Source organism: Streptomyces sp. NPDC050263, from assembly GCF_040655955.1.
Taxonomy (GTDB): Bacteria; Actinomycetota; Actinomycetes; order Streptomycetales; family Streptomycetaceae; genus Streptomyces.
The window spans coordinates 20,586-39,994 of the sequence record NZ_JBFAKW010000087.1 but is presented as its reverse complement, the minus strand read 5'-3'; the positions used below and the strand labels follow the sequence as shown (position 1 = coordinate 39,994).

The following is a 19,409-nucleotide window of genomic DNA, read 5'->3' as shown; positions in this document are numbered from 1 at the left end:
AACGGGCCACGCGCTCGTCCACGCATAACACTGACCAACTGCCGCCCCGCCACCCGCGCGCCGGGGGCCCCCCCCCATCAGGGGGCGCCCCAGGCGCGTTCGTGGCGCCCATGGCGGGCCGGGGCGGTGCGAGCGGACGCCGCCGTCGGGTGGTCACGACGTCCGACGTCGCAGGACGGCCCGGCTGCCCCAGCCCTCGTGAGCCGCGCCGCATGTTGACCTGATCGCCCCGGCCGACGCCGTCGGCCTCCAACTCGTCCAGGAAACGCTCCACCACGATGAGGGTTGCTGATATCAGCTTCCGTGAACCCAGGCGCGGAACGACGGCAGGCTCAGCACCATGGTGAGGCCGCCGCCCGGCGTGTCCTCGGCGTGCAGGGTGCCGCCGACGGCCTCGGCGAAGCCCCCTAGGCCGACGCCGTTGCCGCGCGGGGAGTCGCCGTAGCGCTGGAAGGGCTCGAAAACACGGTCCTCGGCCTCGTCGGGGACGCCCGGACCACCGTCCACGACGCGCACCTCCACCCGGTCCGCGAGGGCGCTCGCCGACACGAGCACGGGGGTGTCCGCGGGACTGTGTTTCACCGCGTTCTCGACGATGTTGGCGACGGACCGCTCCAGAAGCCCCGTTCAGACAGCGTCAGGCCCACATCCTGTGAGAAGTTCCTGCACCGCTGCGGCGGCGCGGTGCGTCGGCTCCCGCGCCCAGCGTCCCCTGGGCACACGATCCCCGTCCGGTGGACCCCAGGCATAGCGATGGGGTCGCCCTGGCAGGCCCACCACGGGCCGGGAACGCCTCCCGCGTCGACGCCGCCATCAGCCGTCGGCGACACCCGTGCGCGGCTGTCGGTAGGGCCGCACCGCTCGGCGCGCTATGGCGAAACGGTGCGTCTCCGACGGGCCGTCGTAGATCCGGAACGGCCGTACCTCCCGGTACAGGCGGGCCAGCGGGGCGTCGGCGGCCGAGATGCCGAGGGCGCCGCAGATCTGCACCGCCCGGTCGACCACCCGGTTCACCGCCTCCGCCACGAAGGTCTTGGACACCGAGGTGAGCTGCGAGGCCGCGGCGGAGCCGGTGTCCAGCTCCCAGGCGGTACGCAGGATCAGAGCGCGGCTCGCCTCGATGTCGATCTCGGAGTCGGCCAGCATCTGCTGGACCATGCCGAGGTCGCCCAGGGCCGAGCCGAACGCCATCCGGCTCCCCGCCCGCTCCAGCGCGACGTCCTGGGCGCGGCGGGCCGCTCCCAGCCAGCGCATGCAGTGGGTCATCCGGGCGGGACCGAGCCGGACCTGGGCACCTTGGAAGCCGTGGTCCACGGCGCCGAGCACCTGGTGCTCCCCCACCACGCACTCCTCGAAGACGATCTCGCTGTGCCCTGCGAACAGCGACTCGTCGAGGGTCTCGATGTTCCGGACGATGCGCATGCCGGGCGTGCCGGCGTCGACCAGGAACATGGTGGCGCCGCCCAGGTCGCCGGGACTGCCGGAGGTCCGGGCCATGACGATGGCGAAGCCGGCTCCCTGGGCACCGGTGATGAACCACTTGTGCCCGTCGATGCGCCAGCCGCCGGGAACCCGGGTCGCGGTGGTCCGCAGGGAGCGGGGGTCGGCGCCCGCTCCCGGGGCGGGTTCGGTCATGGCGAAGCAGGAGCGCGTGTCGCCCGCGGCGAGCGGACGCAGGTACTTCTGCTTCTGTTCTTCGGTGGCCACCTTCTCCAGCAGGTGCATGTTGCCCTCGTCCGGGGCCGCGCAGTTCAGCGCCAGCGGTCCGAGCAGCGAGTAGCCCGCCGCTTCGAACACCACCGCCTGCCCGCGCAGGTCGAGCCCGTGTCCGCCCCACCGCGTCGGTACGTGCGGAGCGAACACACCCGCGTCACGGGCGGCTTTCTGCAGGGATTCCCGCACCGCCGCGGGGGCGTCGTGCACGGACCCGCCGCACTCGCGCTCGGCCGGAATGACCACCTCGCGCACGAACTCGGCCGTCGACGTGGCGAGTTGAGCGACAGTCGGATCGACATCGAACTGGATGGGCACGGGGCCTCCCGCCGACAGGCGTACGGGCATCGGCTCCCGTCGCGTCCTAGAAACTGTATAGCGTCTTCAGTATCTTGCCGGGAAGCACCCGGCGACGGGAAGCACCCGGCGACGGGAAGACGACAGGAGAGACACCCATGAGCCCGACCGTGAGCACCGACCCGGTCCGGATCGTCCGCCACCCCGACGGAGTCGTCGAGCTGCGGCTGGACGACCCCGGGCGGGGAAACGCCCTGGATCTGAGGACGGCCGAGGCGCTGCGGGACACAGCCCGCGAGGTGGCCGCGGACCCGGGCGGCGCGGTCCTGCTGCGGGCAGCCGGCGGCAGCTTCTGCGTGGGTGGTGACCTGCGCGCATTCGCCGGTCGCGGCGCGGAGACCGGCGCCTACGTACACGCCGTGGCGAGCGCCGCGCACGCCGCAATACAGGCCCTGTACGAACTGCCGGTGCCGTTGGTGACCGCCGTGCGCGGGGCGGCCGCGGGCGGCGGGATCGGCCTCGCCCTCGTGGGCGACATCGTCCTGGCGGCCCGGTCCGCACGGTTCCGGCTGGCGTACACGGCGATCGGGCTCACGCCGGACTGCGGGGCGTCCTGGTTCCTGCCACGCCTGGCGGGCCCGCGCAGGGCGGCGGACCTGATCCTGACCAATCGGGTCCTGACCGGCGACGACGCCGAACGGTGGGGCTTGGTGTCGCGGTGCGTGGACGACGAGGAACTGGACGACGCGGCACAGCGGAGCGCGGCCGAACTGGCCGCCGGCGCCACCGGCGCCCTGCGCGCCGCGAAGGGTCTGCTGCGCGTCGGCGCCGGTGACGAGCTGCGCCGCCATCTCGCCCAGGAGGCGCGGTCGATAGCCGCCCTGGCGGACGGCCGGGAGGCGCAGGACCGCATGGCGTCGTTCCTCGCCGCGCATGGCCGCCCGAGGGCGGATGCCGGCCGGGGCGGGGCCAGGGAATCGGAAAGTGTTTCTTGAGTTCCTCTTCACTAACCAACCCGCCGGGGCGTAACCTCCGGGCAACACAGAACCGAGGAACCGGTCACCACAGAGCCGGGGAAAAGGTGTGGCGATGCAATCTGCTGCCGTGGACCTTCCGGACGCATCCGACGAGCCCCTCACGGAAGCCGTGGTCGACCTCGTTCTGCGTGGCATGTGGCGCGGTCGGCCGGAGTCCGAGCACGGTCCGCTGGTCGATGCCGGGCTGGCGATGGTGAAGGGGCCGGTGGTGCTGCCGACCGAGCGTGCCAAGGCCGCCGCCGCGCAGATCCTGCGGGTTCCCGCCGGCTCCGAGCAGGAGGAGCGGATCACCGCGGCGTACGAGGCGTTCCTGCCGGTCAACCGGAAGATCCGGGACGTGTGCACGGCATGGCAGTGCCGCCCCGACGGCACCGCCAACGACCACTGCGACGACGTCTACGACGCCGGGGTGCGCGAATCGCTGGAAGACGTGCACGAGGCCATCCAACCCGTGCTGCGCCGACTGGACCGGGTGCTCGCGGGCAGCGGGCAGTACCTGACGGCCCTGGAGGACGCCCTCGACCGCTTCGACGACGGCGCGCCGGCGTGGCTGGCCTCGCCGCTGTGCGACTCCTACCACACCGTGTGGATGCGGCTGCACCAGGAACTGCTGCTGGTGCTGGGAATCAGTCGGGCCGAGGACGAGGCCCGTGAAGAGGAGCTGGTCACCGGGGGCCGGGGTTGAGCGTCACCGACCGCGAGGCGGGCCCTCTCGCACAGTCCGAGGCGCCCTGCGCCGCCGCTCCCGGCCGGATCCTGGTGCCCTACGGGCAGGGACGGATCCGGGGCCTCGACGCCGACGAGCTGGGCGCGCACGGCGCTGCGATGGACCGGCTGGTGGCCCTCGGCCTGCCCGTCGTGCCGGGTCTCACCGTGCCCGCCGACGCCGCCGCGTCGCTGTGCGAACCCGCCACGGCCGAAGCCGCCGTAGCCCTGGTCGAACAGCTCTCGGGGCGGCGCATCGACGACGCGGCCCGGCCGCTGCTGCTGCGCCTGTCGGCGAGCGCGCCGACCGAGATCGCCGGACTGCCGCCCGACCTGGCCTGCCTCGGCATCACCCCCGCCCGTGCCGACGACCTGTTCGCCGTCATCGGGCGTGAGGACGCGCTGTACGAGGTGTGGGCCGCCACCGTGCGCATGATCGCCGAGTACGCCCTCGACGTGCCCGGTGCGGTGCTCGACGACGCCCTCCTGGACACGCCCGGGCCGCGGGCACGGGTGGAGGTGCTGCTGTCCCTGGTGGCGGAGCACGGCTCCCGGCCCTTCCCCGACGACCCGGCGCAGCAGCTCACGCTGGCCGCCCGTGCCCTCCTCGGCCGGTGGGACTCGCCGCGGGCGAGAAGATCCCGCCGGGCCCAGCGGCTCCCCGCCGAGCTGGCCGTCGCCCTGCATGTGCAGGCCCTGCGCATCGGTCCGGCGGACCACTCGGGCTACGGCACGGCGGTCAGCCGCGATCCCGAGACCGGGCGCCTCTCTCCCCGAGGCTCCTTCTTCCGGGGTGTGCGCCGCAGCGCCCCGCCGCCGCATACCGGTGAACCGCTCGATCGACTCGCGGGCGGCACCGCGCTCCTCGAGCACTCCCTGCTCACCCTGGAGCGCCATCTGCGCGCGCCGGTGTCGGTCGACTTCGAGGTGCGCGACGACGAGATCTCCCTGCTCGCCGCCTCGGCGCAACTCCGCCCGCCGCTTCGGGCCTCGGTGTGTCTGGCCGCGGACCTGGCGCGGGACGGGGCGCTCGGCCGCGAGGAGGCCGTACGGCGGATCACGCCCGCGCAGGTGCAGGAACTGCTGCACCCTCAGCTCCGGCTGACCGGCGGGGAGGAACTCCTGGTGAAGGGGCTGCCCGCGTCGCCGGGGGCGGCGACCGGAGCGGTCGTGCTGTCCAGCGAACGTGCCCTCGAACTGGCCGCGGACGGAACTCGGGTCGTGCTCGTGGCCGCCGAGACGAACCCCGCGGACGTCCCCGGGATGCTGGCCTCCGTCGCCGTGCTGACCGGCAGCGGCGGCATCGCCTCGCACGCCGCCGTGGTGGCACGGGGCGCCGGCAAGCCGGCCGTGTGCGGCGCCGAGGGGCTGCGCGTGGACCGGGCCGCCGGGACGGTTCGCTTCGGTGAGCGGGTGGTGCGCGAGGGCGACCCGGTCTCACTGGACGGACGTACCGGAGCCGTCTACGCCGGAACGCTGAGCGTCAGTGTGGCCGGACCGCCGCCCGAACTGTCCACCTTGCTGGGGTGGGCGGACGGCATCCGCCGGCTGGGTGTGCGGGTCAACGCCGACACTGCCGCCGAGGTGGAGACGGCCCTCGCCCTGGGCGCGGAGGGTGTCGGGCTGTGCCGTACGGAGCACCAGTTCCTCGGCGAGCGGCTGCCGCTGATCCGTCGGGTGCTGCTGGCCGCCGACCCGACCGCCCGCGACGAGGCGCTGTCGGCGCTGGAGCGCGCCCAGTACGAGGACTTCACGGCGCTGCTGGCCGCCGTGGGGAACCGCCCGGTGACCGTGCGCCTGCTGGACGCCCCGCTGCACGAGTTCCTGCCCGCCCCCGGGCAGGCCCTGGACGCGGCCGAGGAGCAGCGGGCCGCCGCGCTGCGCGAGGCGAACCCGATGCTCGGGCTGCGCGGGGTGCGGCTGGCGCTGCTGCACGAGAGGCTCTACCCGGCGCAGGCAGAGGCGCTGTTCACCGCCTGGACCGAGGTCGCCGCCACCGGAGTCCGGCCGGAGCTGGAGGTGATGATCCCGCTCGTCAGCCTGCCGGAGGAACTGGCAGCCGCGGCCGCGTACGTACGCGGTGCCGCCGACGCGGTCGCCGCCCGCACCGGGGTGGAGGTGCCGTACCGGCTCGGCACGATGATCGAGACCCCACGGGCCGCGCTGCTGGCCGGCGAACTCGCCGAGCACGCCGAGTTCTTCTCCTTCGGCACCAACGACCTCACCCAGCTCACCTACGGGTTCTCCCGGGACGACGTCGAGCGCCAGGTGCTCGCCGACTACCAGGAGCGCGGGTTCCTGACCGCCAGCCCGTTCGCCCGGCTCGACCCGCACGGTGTGGGCGCCCTGGTCGGCCTGGCCGCGGAGCGGGCACGGAGCGTACGGCCCGGCATCAAGCTGGGCGTGTGCGGTGAGCACGGCGGGGACCCCGAGTCGATCGCCTTCTGCGACGGCCTCGGTCTGGACTACGTCTCCTGTTCCGCGCACCGCGTGCCGGTGGCCCGGATGGCGGCCGCGCACAGTGCCCTGCGGGAACGGCGCGACGAGGAGCGGCACGACGAGAGCGGGAGCGCACGATGACGAGCACCACGACCGACGGCACGGCGCTGTCGGACACCGAGCTGGAGGACCTGCGCGAGACCGTTCGGTCGGTGTGCGCGGACGCCGGCGGCACCGCCGCGGTACGTCGGCTGTCCGAGGATGCCCCCGGCATCGACGCCGGGTTGTGGGACGCCCTCGGCCGGCAGGTCGGCCTCGCGGCCCTCGGCCTGCCCGAGTCGGCGGGAGGCATCGGCGGCCTCGCCGAGATCGCCGTGGTCTGCGAGGAGTTGGGCAGGACACTGGCACCGGTACCGCTGCTGTCCTCCACCGTGTCGGCCGGGCAGGTGCTGGCCGGGTGCGGTACGGCCGACAAGGCGCTGGCCGAGTTGGCCCAGGGCGCCGTGCATGCCCTGGCGGTGGCCGCGCCCGACGGGACATGGCGGGCCGACGCCGTGCCGGTGACCGTCTCCTGGCAGGGCAGCGTCCCGCTGCTGGACGGCACCGCGCCGTTCGTCCTCGACGGCGCCGACGCCGAGGCGCTGGTGGTGGCCGCGGTCGGGGCCGACGGAGTGGACCTCTTCCTCGCCGACCCGCGCGAGCCAAGGGTCACGGTGCGCCGGGTGCCCACCCTGGACCTCAGCCGGGGCCAGGCGGTGGTCACCTTCTCCGGGTCCCGGGCCAGGGCCCTGACCGCCGGCGGTGAGGGGACGGGTGTCGTCTCCCGTGCCCTGGACGTGGCCCTGGTGGCGCTGGCCGCCGAGCAACTGGGCGGCGCGCAGGCCGCCTTGGACATGACGGTGGCCCATGTGCGCGACCGTACCCAGTTCGGCAGGGCGATCGGCGGCTTCCAGGCGGTCAAGCACGCCTGCGCCGACATGCTGCTCCAGGTCGAGGCCGCGCGGTCGGCCGTGGTGCGCGCGGTCCGGGCGGACGGCTCGCCGGAGGCGCTGGCCGAGGCCGCGGCGGTGGCGCAGGCGTGGTGCGGCGAGGCGTTCGTCTCCGTCGCCGCCGAGTGCGTGCAGTTCCACGGCGGAATGGGCTTCACCTGGGAGCACGACGCGCACCTGTACTTCCGGCGCGCCCAGTCGGACGCGGTCCTGCTGGGCGGCGCCGCACACCATCGGGAACGGCTGGCCGGGCTGCTGGGCTGGTGACGTGGAAAGGAGGGACGGAACATGACCACCAGGCTCATCGACGAGTCGTTGTTCGAGAACCGGGAGAACCGGGAGTTCGACGACGGGGATCCACCGCGTCTCGTGGGCGCCCGCTGCTCCGGGTGCGGCACCGTCGTCTTCCCCCGACAGGACTCTTGCCCCCGGTGTTCGGGCGGGGCGATGTCCGCGCGGGTGCTGCCGGTGAGCGGGCGCGTGTGGTCGTGGACGCTCCAGGCGTTCCCGCCGAAACCGCCGTACCGGCCCCCGACCGACGGCCACCGGCCGTACCACGTGGGCTATGTGGACCTCGGTGAGGTGCTGGTCGAGGCGCGGCTTGCGGTGCCCCGCGAGGAGATCCGGATCGGACTGCCGGTCCGGCTCACCACCGTGCCCGCGTTCCGGGACGAGGACGGAACCGAGGTGGTGACCTTCGCGTTCCGCCCGGAGCAGCTCGGCCCGGAGCAGCTCCGCCCGGAGCCGGAAGGGGAGCGATGAGCCGGCCCGACGACGTGTACGTGGTCGGATGCGGGATGCGTCCCTTCGGGCGCGACGAGAGCGTCAGCGCAATGGACATGGCCGAGCGTGCGATACGCGAGGCGCTGGCCGACGCCGGTGTCGGCTGGGAGGACATCGGCTACGCGGCGGGCGGCTCCGACGTGTCCGGCAAGCCCGACACCCTGGTGGGCCGGCTGGGCCTGACCGGAGTGCCGTTCGTCAACGTGCAGAACGGCTGCGCGACCGGCGCCTCCACCGTGCTCGCGGTGGCCAACGCGCTGCGCGCGGGCGAGGCCTCCCTGGGGCTGGCGGTGGGGTTCGACAAGCACGAGCGGGGCGCGTTCCATGTCTCCGCGGCCCGCTACGGCCTGGGCGACTGGTACGCCGAGACCGGGATGATGCTGACCACCCAGTTCTTCGCACTCAAGACCCAGCGGTACCTGTACGAGCACGGGATCTCGGAGCGGGCGCTGGCGATGGTCGCCGCGCGGGCCTTCCGCAACGGCTCGCACCACCCCCTGGCCTGGCGGCGCAAGCTGCTGACGGAGCAGGAGATCCTGGACTCCGCCGAGGTCAGTCCCCCGCTCACCCAGTACATGTTCTGCTCACCGGGGCAGGGTGCCGCGGCCCTGGTGCTCGCGCTCGGCGACCGCGCGTTCGACCTGTGCGAACGACCGGTCAAACTGGCGTCGTTGGCCTTCCGGACCCGGCGGTTCGGTTCCTTCGAGGTGTTCTCGCCCTGGCTGCCGCCGGGACCGCACCGCAGCCCCAGCGTCGACGCCGCCGAGGCGGTCTTCCGCACGGCAGGGGTCCGGCCCGCGGACGTACAGGTCGCCCAGTTGCAGGACACGGACAGCGGCTCGGAGCTGATCCACCTGGCGGAGACCGGACTGTGCGGCCACGGCGAGCAGGAGGGGCTGCTGGTCACCGGGGCCACCGAACCCACGGGCCGGATACCGGTCAACACCGACGGCGGCTGTCTGGCCGGCGGGGAGCCCGTCGGCGCCTCCGGGCTGCGTCAGTTCCATGAGGTCGTACGACAGTTGCAGGGCCGTGCGCCCGGTGTGCAGGTGCCGGGCGCTCCTCGGGTGGGCTTCACCCATGTGTACGGGGCGCCCGGGATCAGCGCGTGCTCGGTCCTGACGGTGTGAGGGGCGGCGGGCGAGCCATGCGGCAAGACGGCAGAACCGCGCTGGTGACCGGCGGGGCGCGCGGGATCGGCCTGGAGATCGGCCGGCAGCTCGCGGACCGGGGACTGCGGGTCCTGGTCGGGGCGCGAGAGGCGGCGGCCGCCGAGGAGGCGTGCCGTGCCATCGGCCCGGCGGCACTTCCGCTGGCCCTGGACGTGACCTCCGCGAGGAGCGTCGCCGAAGCGGTCCGGGAGGCGCGGGAGCTGACCGGCGGGATCGACGTCCTGGTGAACAACGCCGGAGTGTCTCTGGACGGGGAACTGCGACCCCCGTACCTCGATGAGGACATCCTGAGCGCGACGCTGGACACGAACCTCACCGGCGCCTGGCGTGTGGCGCAGGCCGTCGTCCCGGGCATGGTGGAAGCCGGCTACGGCAGGGTCGTGAACGTCACCAGCTCCTACGGTTCACTGGCGCTGATGGACTCCGGCCGGCACCCCGCCTACCGGATCTCCAAGACGGCGCTCAACGCCCTGACCCGAATGCTCGCGGCCGAGCTCGCCGGCACGGGCGTCCTGGTCAACGCCGCCGACCCCGGCTGGACCCGCAGCGGCATGGGCGGCCCGTCCGCCCCGCGCGGACCGGAGGAGGGTGCGGACACACCGGTCTGGCTGGCGACCCTTCCCGACGGCGACGGGACGACGGGCCGACTCTTCGCCGACCGCAGGCCACTGCCCTGGTGAAAGGCTTCAGGTGGCCGACTTCTCCTCTGCGGCGACGATGCGCAGCGCCAGCTGCCTGACCGCCTCCAGCACCGACCGTGAGGGCAGCCGGGACAGCGGTCCGCCCTCCGCCCTCAGCGCGGTGACCAGCATGGTCGTACTGATCAGCGTGCGGACCGCGAGCGCCTGTGCCGCGTGCCGGGCCTTCGCCGCGCGGGGGCTGCGTGTGGTGCCCTCGGGCAGATAGTCGTAGCCACGCTGGATGTGCCGCTGCTCGAACTCGTCCCGCAACGCCTTGACGTTGCCGTTGGCGGAGGCGAACTGGACCTGGTAGAGCCTGGCCTCGTCCGGGTTCTGCTCCACCCACGCCCACACGGCGTCGATGACGCGGACCAGGCCCTCCGCGTCACCCGGCGCGGACTCCGGCCGGGCCGCCTCCACGACCGCGTTCAGCTGGTCGAAGACCCGGCGCATGGCGAGTTCGAGCAGCTCTTCCTTGCCGTCGAAGTGGTAGTAGACGGCCGTGGGCACCACCTGTGCCTCGTCGGCGATGTCCTGGATGCTGGTCTCCGCGAAGCCGCTGCGGCCGAACACCCGCACCGCGGCGGTGATGATGTGCTGCCGCCGAGAGGGCCGGTGGGCCGGCTGCTTGCCGTTCTTCGTGGTGGCCATCATGCTCCCTGCCGACTGCCGTGAACCCTCGCGTCCGTGGGCCCTGCGTACTGACCAGTGTATCCAGTAACTCCGACCGTCCGTCCGTATAATTCCTGCTGTACATGGGAGTCCGGGACGCTCGACTCCCGGCATACTTGACACCATGACGACCTCCCGGACCCGCGCGGCTCACCGTCCCTCGCGCAAGCAGTGGGTGATCGAGGCAGCCACGGAGTTGTTCGCCACGCAGCCGCCGGACGAAGTGACGGTGGCCGACATCGCCGCTCGTGCGGAGATGACCTCGGCGGCGGTGTACTACCACTTCTCCTCCAAGGACCAGGTCCTGGCGGAGGCCATGCGGGCGTTCGCCGCGGCGTTGCGCGAGCAGTTGCAGGCGATCAGGGAGGCCCATGAGCCTGGCTCGGACCTCGGAGCGGCGGTCACCACGCTGCTGGCCTGGATGAGCGAGCACCGGTCGGCCGCCACCGTGTTCTTCGTGTCGTCGGCCGGCATGAGCCAGGACGCGGAGGCGCTGCGCCAGGAGAGCCGCACGGAATTGCTGGACGAGCTGGTGGGGTTGATCCGCAAGGCCCGCGCGTCCGTCTCCGACGCCGAGGCGGCGGTGACCGGCCTGGGCCTGCTGGCGCTGCTGGAGACCGCGGCGATCTCGCAGGTCCGGGGCGACGACGTCTACCGGTCGCTGGGGCACCGCTCCTTCGTCCGCGAGGTCGGCGATCTCGCGGAGCGGATCGCCGACCCGGCCTTCTAGGCCTGGTGGATCTGGGGCCTGGTGGATCTGGGGCCTGGTGGATCTGGGGCCTGGTGGATCTCGGCTCACACCAGCAGGCGGAGGGGCTTGCTCAGCAGCTCGCCGACCGTGCGCAGATACTCGGCGGCGGGTGCCCCGTCGACGGCACGGTGGTCGAAGGTGAGGCTCAGGGTGAGCACACGCGTCCGCAGCGGCCTGTCGTCCACCCATTCGACGCCGTCCCTGAGCCTGCCCACGCCGAGGATCGCGACGTTGCCGGGGTTGATCACGGGGGTGAAGAAGTCGACGCCGTGTCCGCCGAGCGAGGTGACGGTGAAGGTGGCCCCTTCCAGCTGGGCGGGGGAGATCCGGCCCTCGCGCGCGGCCTGGGCCAGGGCCCTGGACCGGCGGGCGATCTCGGGCAGCGGCAGCGCCACCGCGTCCTCGATCACGGGGACCATGAGGCCGCCCGGAACGGCCACCGCGAAGCCCAGGTGAACGCCGTCGAGCAGATGGATGCCGTCCTCCCGCACCGTCGCGTTGAGCAGGGGGTGCTCGCGCAGGGCGAGGGCCGCGGCCTTCAGCAGGAAGTCGTTGAGGCTGGGCACCGGAAGTTCGTTGTCGGCCCACTCCTCCTTGAGCCGGTCCCGCAGGGACGCCACGGCGTCCATCCGCACCTCGTAGCCGTGCGTCAGCTGTGCCATCTCCTGGAGGCTGGCGTGCATCCTGCGGGCGATGGCGCCGCGCATCCCGGTGAGCGGGATGACGTCGCCGGGCCGGGGAGCCGCCGCGCTCCGGCGGACAGGCACCGGGGTGACGGCGTCGAGGTCGGACCGGCGGATCCGGCCGCCGGGTCCGGTGCCGTTCACCTCGGCGAGGTCGATGCCCCGTTCCTTCGCCAGCTTGCGGACCAGCGGCGAGGAGGGGGTGCCGTCGGGCGGCACCGGCGCGACGAGGTCGCCCGGGAAGTCCGCGAGGAACTCCTCCACGTCCTCGGAGACGATCCGGCCGGCCGGCCCGGTGCCGCGGACGTCGGTGAGGTCGACGTCGGCTGCCGCCGCGACCCGCCGTGCGTTCGGCGAGGACAGCAGCCGGCCACCGGTGCCGTCGACGGTGGGGGCCGCGGCGGCACCGCCCGTGCCGGTGGGGTCGGGCAGGGCGACCGCAGCCGCACCGGCACCGCCCCCCGACCCGGCGGGCGTCGGCGCGCCCGCCGCCTCCGGCAGCCGCTCGCCCTCGGCCAGCAGCCACCCGATGAGAGCCCCGGCCGGCATGGTCGACCCCGCCGCGACCACCGGGTGGAACAGTCCCCCGGCCTCCGCCTCGACGTCCACGTCGACCTTGTCGGTGGCCAGCCGCAGCAGCGCGTCGCCCTCCGCGACGGCCGCGCCGGTGGGCACCAGCCATTCGTCGATCGTGCCTTCCTGCATGGTCAGGCCGATCTTCGGCAGCAGAACCTCGACCGCCACGTCCGTCACGACCTTTCGAGGAGGCGCCGGCAGCCCTGGGCGATGCGGGCGCGATCGGGCACGTACGCCTTCTCCAGGACGGGAGAGAAGGGCACCGGGGAGAAGGGGGCGCCGATGCGCAGGACCGGCGCGTCCAGGTAGTCGAAGACCGCGTCCTGGATCTGGGCGGCGATCTCCGCGCCGAGCCCGCCGAAGGTGACGGCCTCGTGCACCACGAGCACCCGGTTGGTGCGGCGGACGGAGGCGAACATCGTCTCGGTGTCCAGCGGCTGCACGGTGCGGGGGTCGATCACCTCGATCTCCACGCCCTCGGCGGCGAGTTCGTCGGCCGCCGCGAGGGCCTCGCCCACCATGCGGCCGAGGGCTATCACGGTGACGTCGGAGCCCTGCCGCGCGGTGTGCGCCTGGCCCAGCGGGATGCCGTAGATCTCCTCGGGCACCTCGCTGGTGCTGCCGAGCAGGACCTTGTTGAGCATGACGACGACCGGGTTGTCGTCCCGGATGGCCGAGACGGTCAGGCCCTTGGCGGTGTACGCGTCGCACGGCATCACCACCTTGAGGCCGGGCACGTGCGCCAGCCAGGCCTCCAGGCTCTGGCTGTGCTGGGCCGCGGCGCCGAGACCCGCGCCGGAGGCGGTGGTGATGGTGAGCGGCACGGACAACCCGCCGCCGAACATGTACTTCATCTTCGCCGCCTGGTTGACGATCTGGTCGAGGCAGACGCCGATGAAGTCCATGAACATCAGGTCGACGACGGGGCGCAGACCCCGGGCGGCGGCTCCCACGCCGAGGCCGACCAGGGCGGCCTCGGAGATCGGGGTGTCGATCATGCGGCGGGGGCCGAACTCGTCGAGCAGGTTGTCGAACATGCGGAACACGCCGCCGTATCCGGCCACGTCCTCGCCGGCGACGAAGACGTTCTCGTCCTCCCGCATGGCTTGGGCAAGTCCCTCGTTGAAGGCCTTGACGTAGGTGAGTTTGCGCGTGGCGACGGCCGGTGCCTCGGTGATGGTGGTCATGGCGGTCATCCTGAGTAGACGTTGAGCAGCAGGTCGGCGGGGTCGGGCAGCGGACTCGCCTCGGCGTACGCGATGGCCTCGGCGATCTCGTCGCGGGTGCGCTGCCATACGGCGTCCAGCTCGGCGCGGGTCGCGGTGCCGTCGGCGACCGCCCGGGCCTCGATCAGGTCGATGGCGTCGCGGGACTTCCACTCGGCGACCTCCTCGTCCGAGCGGTAGGGGTGCCGCAGGCCCTTGACGCCCTGGTGGTCGAAGAAGCGGTAGGTCTTGGCCTCGATCATCATCGGACCGTCGCCGCGCCGGGCCCGTTCGACGGCTTCGGCAGCGGCGCGGTGGACGGCGACCGCGTCCATGCCGTCGACGATCACGCTGGGCATGCCGTAGGCGGCGGCCCGGTCGGCGACATCGGTGAGCAGCATGTGCCCGGACTGCGGGGTGAACTCCGCGTAGCCGTTGTTCTCGCAGACGAAGACGACGGGCAGGCCCAGGATCGCGGCCATGTTGGCGCCCTCGTGCCAGGCGCCGATGTTGGTGGCGCCGTCGCCGAAGAAGGTCACGGCGACGCTGTCCTCGCCCTTGTAGCGGGCGGCGAAGGCAGCGCCCACGGCGATCGGGACGCCGGCCCCGACGATGCCGTTGGCGCCGAGCATGCCGCGGGAGAGGTCGTTGATGTGCATGCTTCCGCCGCGGCCGAGGCACGCGCCGGTGACCCGGCCGTACAGCTCGGAGTACATCTCGCGGAAGCCGACGCCCTTGGCCACGGCGTGCCCGTGGCCGCGGTGGGTGGAGGTGATCTGGTCGTCGTCGCGCAGGGCCGCCATCACTCCGGCGGCCACGGCTTCCTGGCCGACATAGAGGTGCAGGAAGCCGGGCAGTTTGCCGGCCTCCATGAGCTTTCCCGCCTCGGTCTCGAACAGCCGGATGCGCACCATGCGTTCGTGCAGGTCCTTGATGACCTGCGCGCTGACCTGCGTGGATTTCTTCGACGCCGTTGACGCTCGTTGAGCCATCGTCCGCCCCTTCGCCCGAGGGAGGTTGCCAAGCAATCGGACTTACTTGTGCCGGTCTACAGTAACCAGCCACGGGCACCTTACTGAACAGCTTCTCTAATTACTATGCCCCGGCACCGGGTCGTGCCCCCGCTCGTCCACCAACTCGACGGCATTGCCCTCCGGATCCGCCCAGAAGCTGATCCGCCGGCCATGCGCCCGGACGACGGGCGGGTCCGACAGGGGCCGGGCGCCCGCGGTCGGCAGCGCCGCCACCACCGGGTCCATGTCGTCGAGGTGGAAGGTGAGATACGACAGCCCCGGACGCCCTGCGGGCAAGGTCTCCGCAGGCGCCGACACCGGGGCCGACCGGGGAAGGATCAACTTGACGCACCCCCCGGAGGGCACCCGCAGCCAGACGACCACCAGCTCGCCGCCGAGTCCGGCCGGGCCGCCGACGGACTCGGGCACGCGCGAGCGGCGCTCCGCGCGACAGCCGATGACATCGCAGTAGAAGCGCTCCATCAGCTCCAGGTCCCGCACCACCACACCGACCTCGAACGGCCGCGTCATGACCATCACACCCACCCCCACAGGACACCGAGTGGCGACTTCGACACTTTCTATTGACAGACCACACTAAGTCCTGTTGTGGTTTCGGACACAACCCAGCCGTCGCATTCCGAAGCCGGTCACCGGCTCGCGGCTGGGAGGATTGTGAGGACATCGTGGTCCAGACCAGTTCGCCGGAGATTCGGGAAGCAGGCGCCGAGCGCAGGTCGCCGGCAGCGGCTCCCCTGGCCCCAGCGGCTCCCCCGACCCCCGAATACTCGTCGTGGATCAGCCGGGACCGGTCCACCGACGCCGCGTCCGAGACGATGCGGCGGGAGGCGGCCGAACTCGTCGAGCGGGTGATGGCGCACTACCGCGACAACACCACGCACGAGGCGGACGGCCAGTGGACGGAACCCGTGGCCAACTACCTCGACGTCGACCGCTGGCAGCGCGAGACGGACGCCGTCCACCGGAGCGTCCCGCTGCCGCTCGCCATGTCCTGCGAGCTTCCCGGGCCGAACACCTACAAGGCGATCGATGTGCTCGGCATCCCCGTGCTGATCACCCGCGACCGGCAGGGCACCGTGCACGCGATGATCAACGCCTGCCGGCACCGGGGGGCCAAGCTCCTCGAACCCGGCTGCGGGGTGTCGAAGCGGCTCACCTGCCCCTACCACTCCTGGTCCTACGACCTGGCCGGGGAGTTGCGGGGCGTGTACGCCGAGAAGACCTTCGGCCAGGTGCCGCGCGAGGGCCGCAGCCTGATCAGGCTCCCGGCCGGGGAGCGCGCGGGGATCGTCTTCGTCTCGCTGGACCCGGCGGCCGAGCCCGACCTGGACAGCTGGCTGGGCGATCTGCAGCCCCTGCTGGAGGGCATGCGGCTGGCCGAGTGCCACCACTACTCCACCGGCGAGCTGACCAGTCCCAACTGGAAGGTCACCCTCGACGGGTACCTGGAGACGTACCACTTCGCCTCGCTGCACCCGAAGACGGTGTTCGAGACGAACCTCTCCAACATGATGGCCCACGACACCTGGGGCCCCCACCAGCGCATCGCACCGGCCCTGCGCCCCATCGCGCAGGCGGTCGAACTGCCGCCGGACCAGCGCGACCCCGGGGACTGTGTCGGGCCCATCTACTGGCTCTTCCCGGGCCTCGCGATCGCCGGCGGCTGGCGTCAGAAGATCGCGGTCTCCCTGGTGCTCCCCCGCACGGCGACGGAGTCGGTGACCCAGCAGATCATCCTGCTGCGGGAGCCGGCGGTCACCGAGGAAGAGCGCCAGGCCGCCGACCGGTTCGGCGAGTGGTTCCACGAGGTGGTCCGCGACGAGGACTACGCGACCACCTACGGAGTCCAGCAGGGCCTGAAGGCCCTCGACGGGACCGAATTCGTCTTCGGACGCAACGAGCCCGGACTCCAGCACTTCCACCGCACCATTCACCAGCACCTGGACAGGGGCGCCACAGCAGCCCCCGGAGCCACCAGGTGAGCAACCAACAACACTCGCGGGAGAACACCATGGTGGCTACGGGCAGCCTCGACGGACGTGTCGCGGTGATCACGGGCAGCACGCGCAGTATCGGCCGCGCCATCGCCGAGGCCTTCCTGGCCGACGGCGCCACGGTCGTCGTCAGCGGCCGTTCCGAGATCAAGGGCAAGCAGGCCCTGGAGGAGATGGGCGCCGGGGACCGGGCCGTCTTCCACCCCTGCGACGCCAACAGCCAGGAGGACATCGAGGGCCTCGCCGACTTCGCCGCCGAGCGCTTCGGCAGGCTCGACATCTGGGTCAACAACGTCGGCGGCAGCTCCGGCTTCGCCCCGATCCACCAGCTCAGCGACGAGGCGTGGCACGACGCCCTCAACCTGAACGTCAACGGCTACTTCTACGGCACCCGCCGGGCGCTGCCGAAGATGCTGGAAAGCGGCTGGGGCCGCATCATCAACATCTCGTCGGTGGAGGGCAAGCAGGCCAACAAGCCCGCGATCAGCCACTACATCACCAACAAGCACGCCATCCACGGCCTGACCAAGGCGACCGCCTTCGAGTACGGCACCCAAGGCATCACCTGCAACGCCATCTGCCCCGGGGCCGTCGACACCGACCTCATGCGGGCCGCGGGTCCCGCCGCGGCGGAGGCCGAGGGCATCTCGTACGAGGAGTGGCTCGGCCGCTTCGCCGAGCACGCCGCCACCAAGAAGATCACCACCGTGGAGCAGGTCGCGGCCGTCGCCTCGCTGCTCGCGAGCGACGCCGGCGCGGGTATCACCGGCGCGCTGATCAGCGTCGACGGCGGCACGGCGCAGTGGTAGGCGCGGGACGGGCAGGGGCAGACACGGGCACGGGCACGGACAGCGGGAGATCTCGGTCATGAAGAGCTGGATCACGGACTGGCAGCGCAGTGAGCGGCTGCCGCACTACACCCGCGCCAACGCGGGCGAGACCCTGCCGGACCCCGCCAGCCCACTGGGCTGGACCCTGGTCTGGGGGCGCGGCCTCGTGGGCTGGCGGCACGGCTTCGTCGGGTTCGGCATCTACCGCGAGGAGGAGGTGACCGGCCCCCGACCGCCGTTCGTCGGCATGTTCGGCGGCCACTTCTACCTCAACCTGTCCCACATGCGACTGTTCGGCATCCGTATGGGCCAGACGGCGGACCAGATCGACGCGGCGTACGTCGGTCAGCGCTCCGACACTCCGGTGTACGTGGCGCACCCGGACGACCAGGACGCGGAGCTCACCGGCAGGGCGGGCGCGACGCTGCAGCGGATGCTCGGCCAGGCCGGCTTTCCGCAGGCCGACGCCGACCGGGAGCGGCTGCGCGCCCTGCGCCGTTCCCGACCGGACCTGACGCAGCTGTCCGACGCCGAACTGGTGGCCCGCGCACGGTCGTTGCTGGACGAGGTGGAGACGACCTTCCAGCGGCACGTCGAGTCGTCGCTGCCCGCGTCCGTCGGACCGGCGATCCTCGGCCCGCTGTGCGCGAGCGTGGACCGCCCCGGCGCCATGCTCGACCTGATCGGCGGCCTCGGCGCCGTCGACTCCGCCTCCCCCTCGACCGGGCTGTGGACGCTGTCGCGCCAGGTGGCGGCCTCGGCCGAGCTGAGCGCGCTGTTCGACCGGGGTCCGGCCGCGGTGGAGCAGGCGCTCGACTCCGCGACCGGGGACGTGAAGGCGTTCCGTGACTCCTTCGAGGAGTTCCTGGCGGAGTCCGGCGACCGCGGCCCCAACGAGTGGGACATCCACGCGCTGTCGTGGGAAGCGGCGCCCGTCCAGGCGCTGGCCCTGGTCGACCGGATCCGGCACAGTCCCGACGGCGATTCCCCGGCCGCCCGCGCGAAGCGGCTGGCCGAGGGGCGTGAGCGGACGGCGCGGGAGATCCGGGCCGCGCTGCCCGAGGAGACGCAGCCCATGTTCGACGCCGGCATGCACGCCTCCCAGGTGTGGATCCCGGCCCGCGAGCGCACCAAGGCGAACTGCGTCACCGTCGTCAACGAGATCCGTATGGCCGTACGGGAGCTCGGCCGCCGCGGCGTCGAGGCGGGGCTCTTCGCCCGGCCCGAGGACGTGATGATGCTCCTGGACACCGAACTCGACGACTATGTCGCCGCCCCGGCGTCCTTCGGCCCCGTGATCGGGCAGCGGCTCGAGGAGTACGCGGGCCTGCACGACCTGGAGCCGCCGTTCTTCGTCGCCGACGACGCCCAGACGGAGATCGACTCCTGGCCGCGACGCGCCGAGGAGCGGACCCCGGCGGCCGTCGAGGGGGATGTGCTCGGTGGTGTGGGCGGCAGCCAGGGCACGTACACCGGCAGAGTGCGGGTGGTCACCGACCCGGCCTCGTGCGAGGCGCTGGAGCCCGGCGAGGTGCTGGTCGCGCCGATCACGGACGCGGCCTGGACCCCGCTGTTCCTGGTCGCCGGAGCGGCGGTCGTGGACGTGGGCGCGCTCAACAGCCACGCCGTGGTGGTCTGCCGTGAACTGGGCATCCCGGCCGTGATCTCCGTCGAGGGCGGGACCCGACGGCTACGGGACGGCATGCTGATCACGGTCGACGGCGACGGGGGCACGGTCACCGTGGACAGTGTCCCCGCGCCGCTCGGCAGCTGAGAACGCCGCGGGCCCGTCGCTCCGTCTGCACCGGAGCTACGGGCCCGCGGGCACGACCGGCCATCGCGAAAGGAA

17 protein-coding genes and 1 pseudogene are annotated in these 19,409 nt (G+C 72.5%); 11 read left to right on the top strand and 7 right to left on the bottom strand.

What is annotated here, in order from left to right; genetic code table 11:
- Positions 1-77: 77 nt before the first annotated feature.
- A pseudogene (locus AB0J04_RS31110) lies at positions 78-624 on the bottom strand (sensor histidine kinase); the annotation flags it as partial.
- Between the two features lie 189 nt (positions 625-813).
- On the bottom strand, positions 814-2,031 hold the full coding sequence (locus AB0J04_RS31105) for an acyl-CoA dehydrogenase family protein (RefSeq protein ID WP_363171924.1): 1,218 nt from the start codon (positions 2,029-2,031) through the stop codon (positions 814-816).
- Positions 2,032-2,168: 137 nt separating this feature from the next.
- Between AB0J04_RS31105 and AB0J04_RS31100 the strand changes: the two genes are divergently transcribed.
- From AB0J04_RS31100 to AB0J04_RS31070, 7 genes are all read left to right on the top strand, one after another.
- On the top strand, positions 2,169-3,005 hold the full coding sequence (locus tag AB0J04_RS31100; protein ID WP_363171923.1) for an enoyl-CoA hydratase/isomerase family protein: 837 nt from the start codon (positions 2,169-2,171) through the stop codon (positions 3,003-3,005).
- Positions 3,006-3,099: 94 nt separating this feature from the next.
- On the top strand, positions 3,100-3,732 hold the full coding sequence (locus tag AB0J04_RS31095) for a hypothetical protein (RefSeq protein ID WP_363171922.1): 633 nt from the start codon (positions 3,100-3,102) through the stop codon (positions 3,730-3,732).
- Positions 3,729-6,332: a putative PEP-binding protein gene (locus AB0J04_RS31090; protein ID WP_363171921.1), complete on the top strand. Its 2,604-nt coding sequence runs from the start codon at positions 3,729-3,731 to the stop codon at positions 6,330-6,332. Before AB0J04_RS31095 ends, AB0J04_RS31090 begins: the two co-directional genes overlap by 4 nt.
- Entirely contained in the window at positions 6,329-7,447 is a 1,119-nt protein-coding gene (locus tag AB0J04_RS31085; protein WP_363171919.1) for an acyl-CoA dehydrogenase family protein, read from the top strand. The genes AB0J04_RS31090 and AB0J04_RS31085 overlap by 4 nt, the downstream gene beginning before the upstream one ends.
- Before the next feature lie 21 nt (positions 7,448-7,468).
- On the top strand, positions 7,469-7,942 hold the full coding sequence (locus AB0J04_RS31080) for an OB-fold domain-containing protein (RefSeq protein ID WP_363171918.1): 474 nt from the start codon (positions 7,469-7,471) through the stop codon (positions 7,940-7,942).
- Positions 7,939-9,093 (top strand): thiolase family protein, encoded by a 1,155-nt coding sequence (locus AB0J04_RS31075; protein ID WP_363171917.1) that lies wholly within the window; start codon positions 7,939-7,941, stop codon positions 9,091-9,093. The genes AB0J04_RS31080 and AB0J04_RS31075 overlap by 4 nt, the downstream gene beginning before the upstream one ends.
- A gap of 17 nt (positions 9,094-9,110) precedes the next feature.
- Positions 9,111-9,815 (top strand): SDR family NAD(P)-dependent oxidoreductase, encoded by a 705-nt coding sequence (locus AB0J04_RS31070; protein ID WP_363171916.1) that lies wholly within the window; start codon positions 9,111-9,113, stop codon positions 9,813-9,815.
- A gap of 6 nt (positions 9,816-9,821) precedes the next feature.
- Here AB0J04_RS31070 and AB0J04_RS31065 read toward each other — a convergent pair whose 3' ends face one another.
- Positions 9,822-10,466, bottom strand: a complete 645-nt coding sequence (locus tag AB0J04_RS31065) for a TetR/AcrR family transcriptional regulator (RefSeq protein ID WP_363171914.1) — start codon at positions 10,464-10,466, stop codon at positions 9,822-9,824.
- A gap of 145 nt (positions 10,467-10,611) precedes the next feature.
- Here AB0J04_RS31065 and AB0J04_RS31060 point away from each other — a divergent pair, with 145 nt between their 5' ends.
- A complete protein-coding gene (locus AB0J04_RS31060) occupies positions 10,612-11,217 on the top strand; it encodes a helix-turn-helix domain-containing protein (protein ID WP_363171913.1) in 606 nt (201 codons plus the stop codon).
- Between the two features lie 65 nt (positions 11,218-11,282).
- On the opposite strand, the gene AB0J04_RS31055 is transcribed toward AB0J04_RS31060, so the two are convergent.
- From AB0J04_RS31055 to AB0J04_RS31040, 4 genes are all read right to left on the bottom strand, one after another.
- Positions 11,283-12,665: a 2-oxo acid dehydrogenase subunit E2 gene (locus AB0J04_RS31055; RefSeq protein WP_363171912.1), complete on the bottom strand. Its 1,383-nt coding sequence runs from the start codon at positions 12,663-12,665 to the stop codon at positions 11,283-11,285.
- A 5-nt stretch (positions 12,666-12,670) separates the two neighbouring features.
- A complete protein-coding gene (locus AB0J04_RS31050) occupies positions 12,671-13,684 on the bottom strand; it encodes an alpha-ketoacid dehydrogenase subunit beta (RefSeq protein ID WP_363171911.1) in 1,014 nt (337 codons plus the stop codon).
- Positions 13,685-13,689: 5 nt separating this feature from the next.
- The gene (locus AB0J04_RS31045) at positions 13,690-14,694 is read right to left on the bottom strand and encodes a thiamine pyrophosphate-dependent dehydrogenase E1 component subunit alpha (protein WP_363171910.1); all 1,005 of its coding nucleotides are present in this window, start codon (positions 14,692-14,694) and stop codon (positions 13,690-13,692) included.
- Positions 14,695-14,790: 96 nt separating this feature from the next.
- Positions 14,791-15,246 carry a VOC family protein gene (locus AB0J04_RS31040; protein ID WP_363171909.1) on the bottom strand — a complete coding sequence of 152 codons (456 nt, stop codon included), beginning with the start codon at positions 15,244-15,246 and terminating at the stop codon, positions 14,791-14,793.
- 155 nt (positions 15,247-15,401) lie between these two features.
- On the opposite strand from AB0J04_RS31040, the gene AB0J04_RS31035 reads away from it, so the two are divergent.
- Genes AB0J04_RS31035 through AB0J04_RS31025 form a run of 3 tightly spaced genes read left to right on the top strand, consistent with a single transcriptional unit; the run spans position 15,402 to position 19,334 of the window.
- Positions 15,402-16,718: an aromatic ring-hydroxylating dioxygenase subunit alpha gene (locus AB0J04_RS31035; RefSeq protein ID WP_363171908.1), complete on the top strand. Its 1,317-nt coding sequence runs from the start codon at positions 15,402-15,404 to the stop codon at positions 16,716-16,718.
- Positions 16,715-17,539: an SDR family NAD(P)-dependent oxidoreductase gene (locus AB0J04_RS31030; RefSeq protein ID WP_363171907.1), complete on the top strand. Its 825-nt coding sequence runs from the start codon at positions 16,715-16,717 to the stop codon at positions 17,537-17,539. The genes AB0J04_RS31035 and AB0J04_RS31030 overlap by 4 nt, the downstream gene beginning before the upstream one ends.
- A gap of 58 nt (positions 17,540-17,597) precedes the next feature.
- Positions 17,598-19,334: a PEP-utilizing enzyme gene (locus tag AB0J04_RS31025; RefSeq protein ID WP_363171906.1), complete on the top strand. Its 1,737-nt coding sequence runs from the start codon at positions 17,598-17,600 to the stop codon at positions 19,332-19,334.
- The last annotated feature ends 75 nt before the right edge of the window (positions 19,335-19,409 follow it).

Bases quoted from the DNA above. Each gene is read 5' to 3' on its own strand.
- AB0J04_RS31050 (WP_363171911.1), bottom strand. From the start codon at position 13,684: ATGACCACCATCACCGAGGCACCGGCCGTCGCCACGCGCAAACTCACC.
- AB0J04_RS31070 (WP_363171916.1), top strand. From the start codon at position 9,111: ATGCGGCAAGACGGCAGAACCGCGCTGGTGACCGGCGGGGCGCGCGGG.
- AB0J04_RS31025 (WP_363171906.1), top strand. From the start codon at position 17,598: ATGAAGAGCTGGATCACGGACTGGCAGCGCAGTGAGCGGCTGCCGCAC.
- AB0J04_RS31045 (WP_363171910.1), bottom strand. From the start codon at position 14,694: ATGGCTCAACGAGCGTCAACGGCGTCGAAGAAATCCACGCAGGTCAGC.
- AB0J04_RS31100 (WP_363171923.1), top strand. From the start codon at position 2,169: ATGAGCCCGACCGTGAGCACCGACCCGGTCCGGATCGTCCGCCACCCC.
- AB0J04_RS31080 (WP_363171918.1), top strand. From the start codon at position 7,469: ATGACCACCAGGCTCATCGACGAGTCGTTGTTCGAGAACCGGGAGAAC.
- AB0J04_RS31065 (WP_363171914.1), bottom strand. From the start codon at position 10,466: ATGGCCACCACGAAGAACGGCAAGCAGCCGGCCCACCGGCCCTCTCGG.
- AB0J04_RS31060 (WP_363171913.1), top strand. From the start codon at position 10,612: ATGACGACCTCCCGGACCCGCGCGGCTCACCGTCCCTCGCGCAAGCAG.
- AB0J04_RS31095 (WP_363171922.1), top strand. From the start codon at position 3,100: ATGCAATCTGCTGCCGTGGACCTTCCGGACGCATCCGACGAGCCCCTC.
- AB0J04_RS31085 (WP_363171919.1), top strand. From the start codon at position 6,329: ATGACGAGCACCACGACCGACGGCACGGCGCTGTCGGACACCGAGCTG.
- AB0J04_RS31040 (WP_363171909.1), bottom strand. From the start codon at position 15,246: ATGACGCGGCCGTTCGAGGTCGGTGTGGTGGTGCGGGACCTGGAGCTG.
- AB0J04_RS31075 (WP_363171917.1), top strand. From the start codon at position 7,939: ATGAGCCGGCCCGACGACGTGTACGTGGTCGGATGCGGGATGCGTCCC.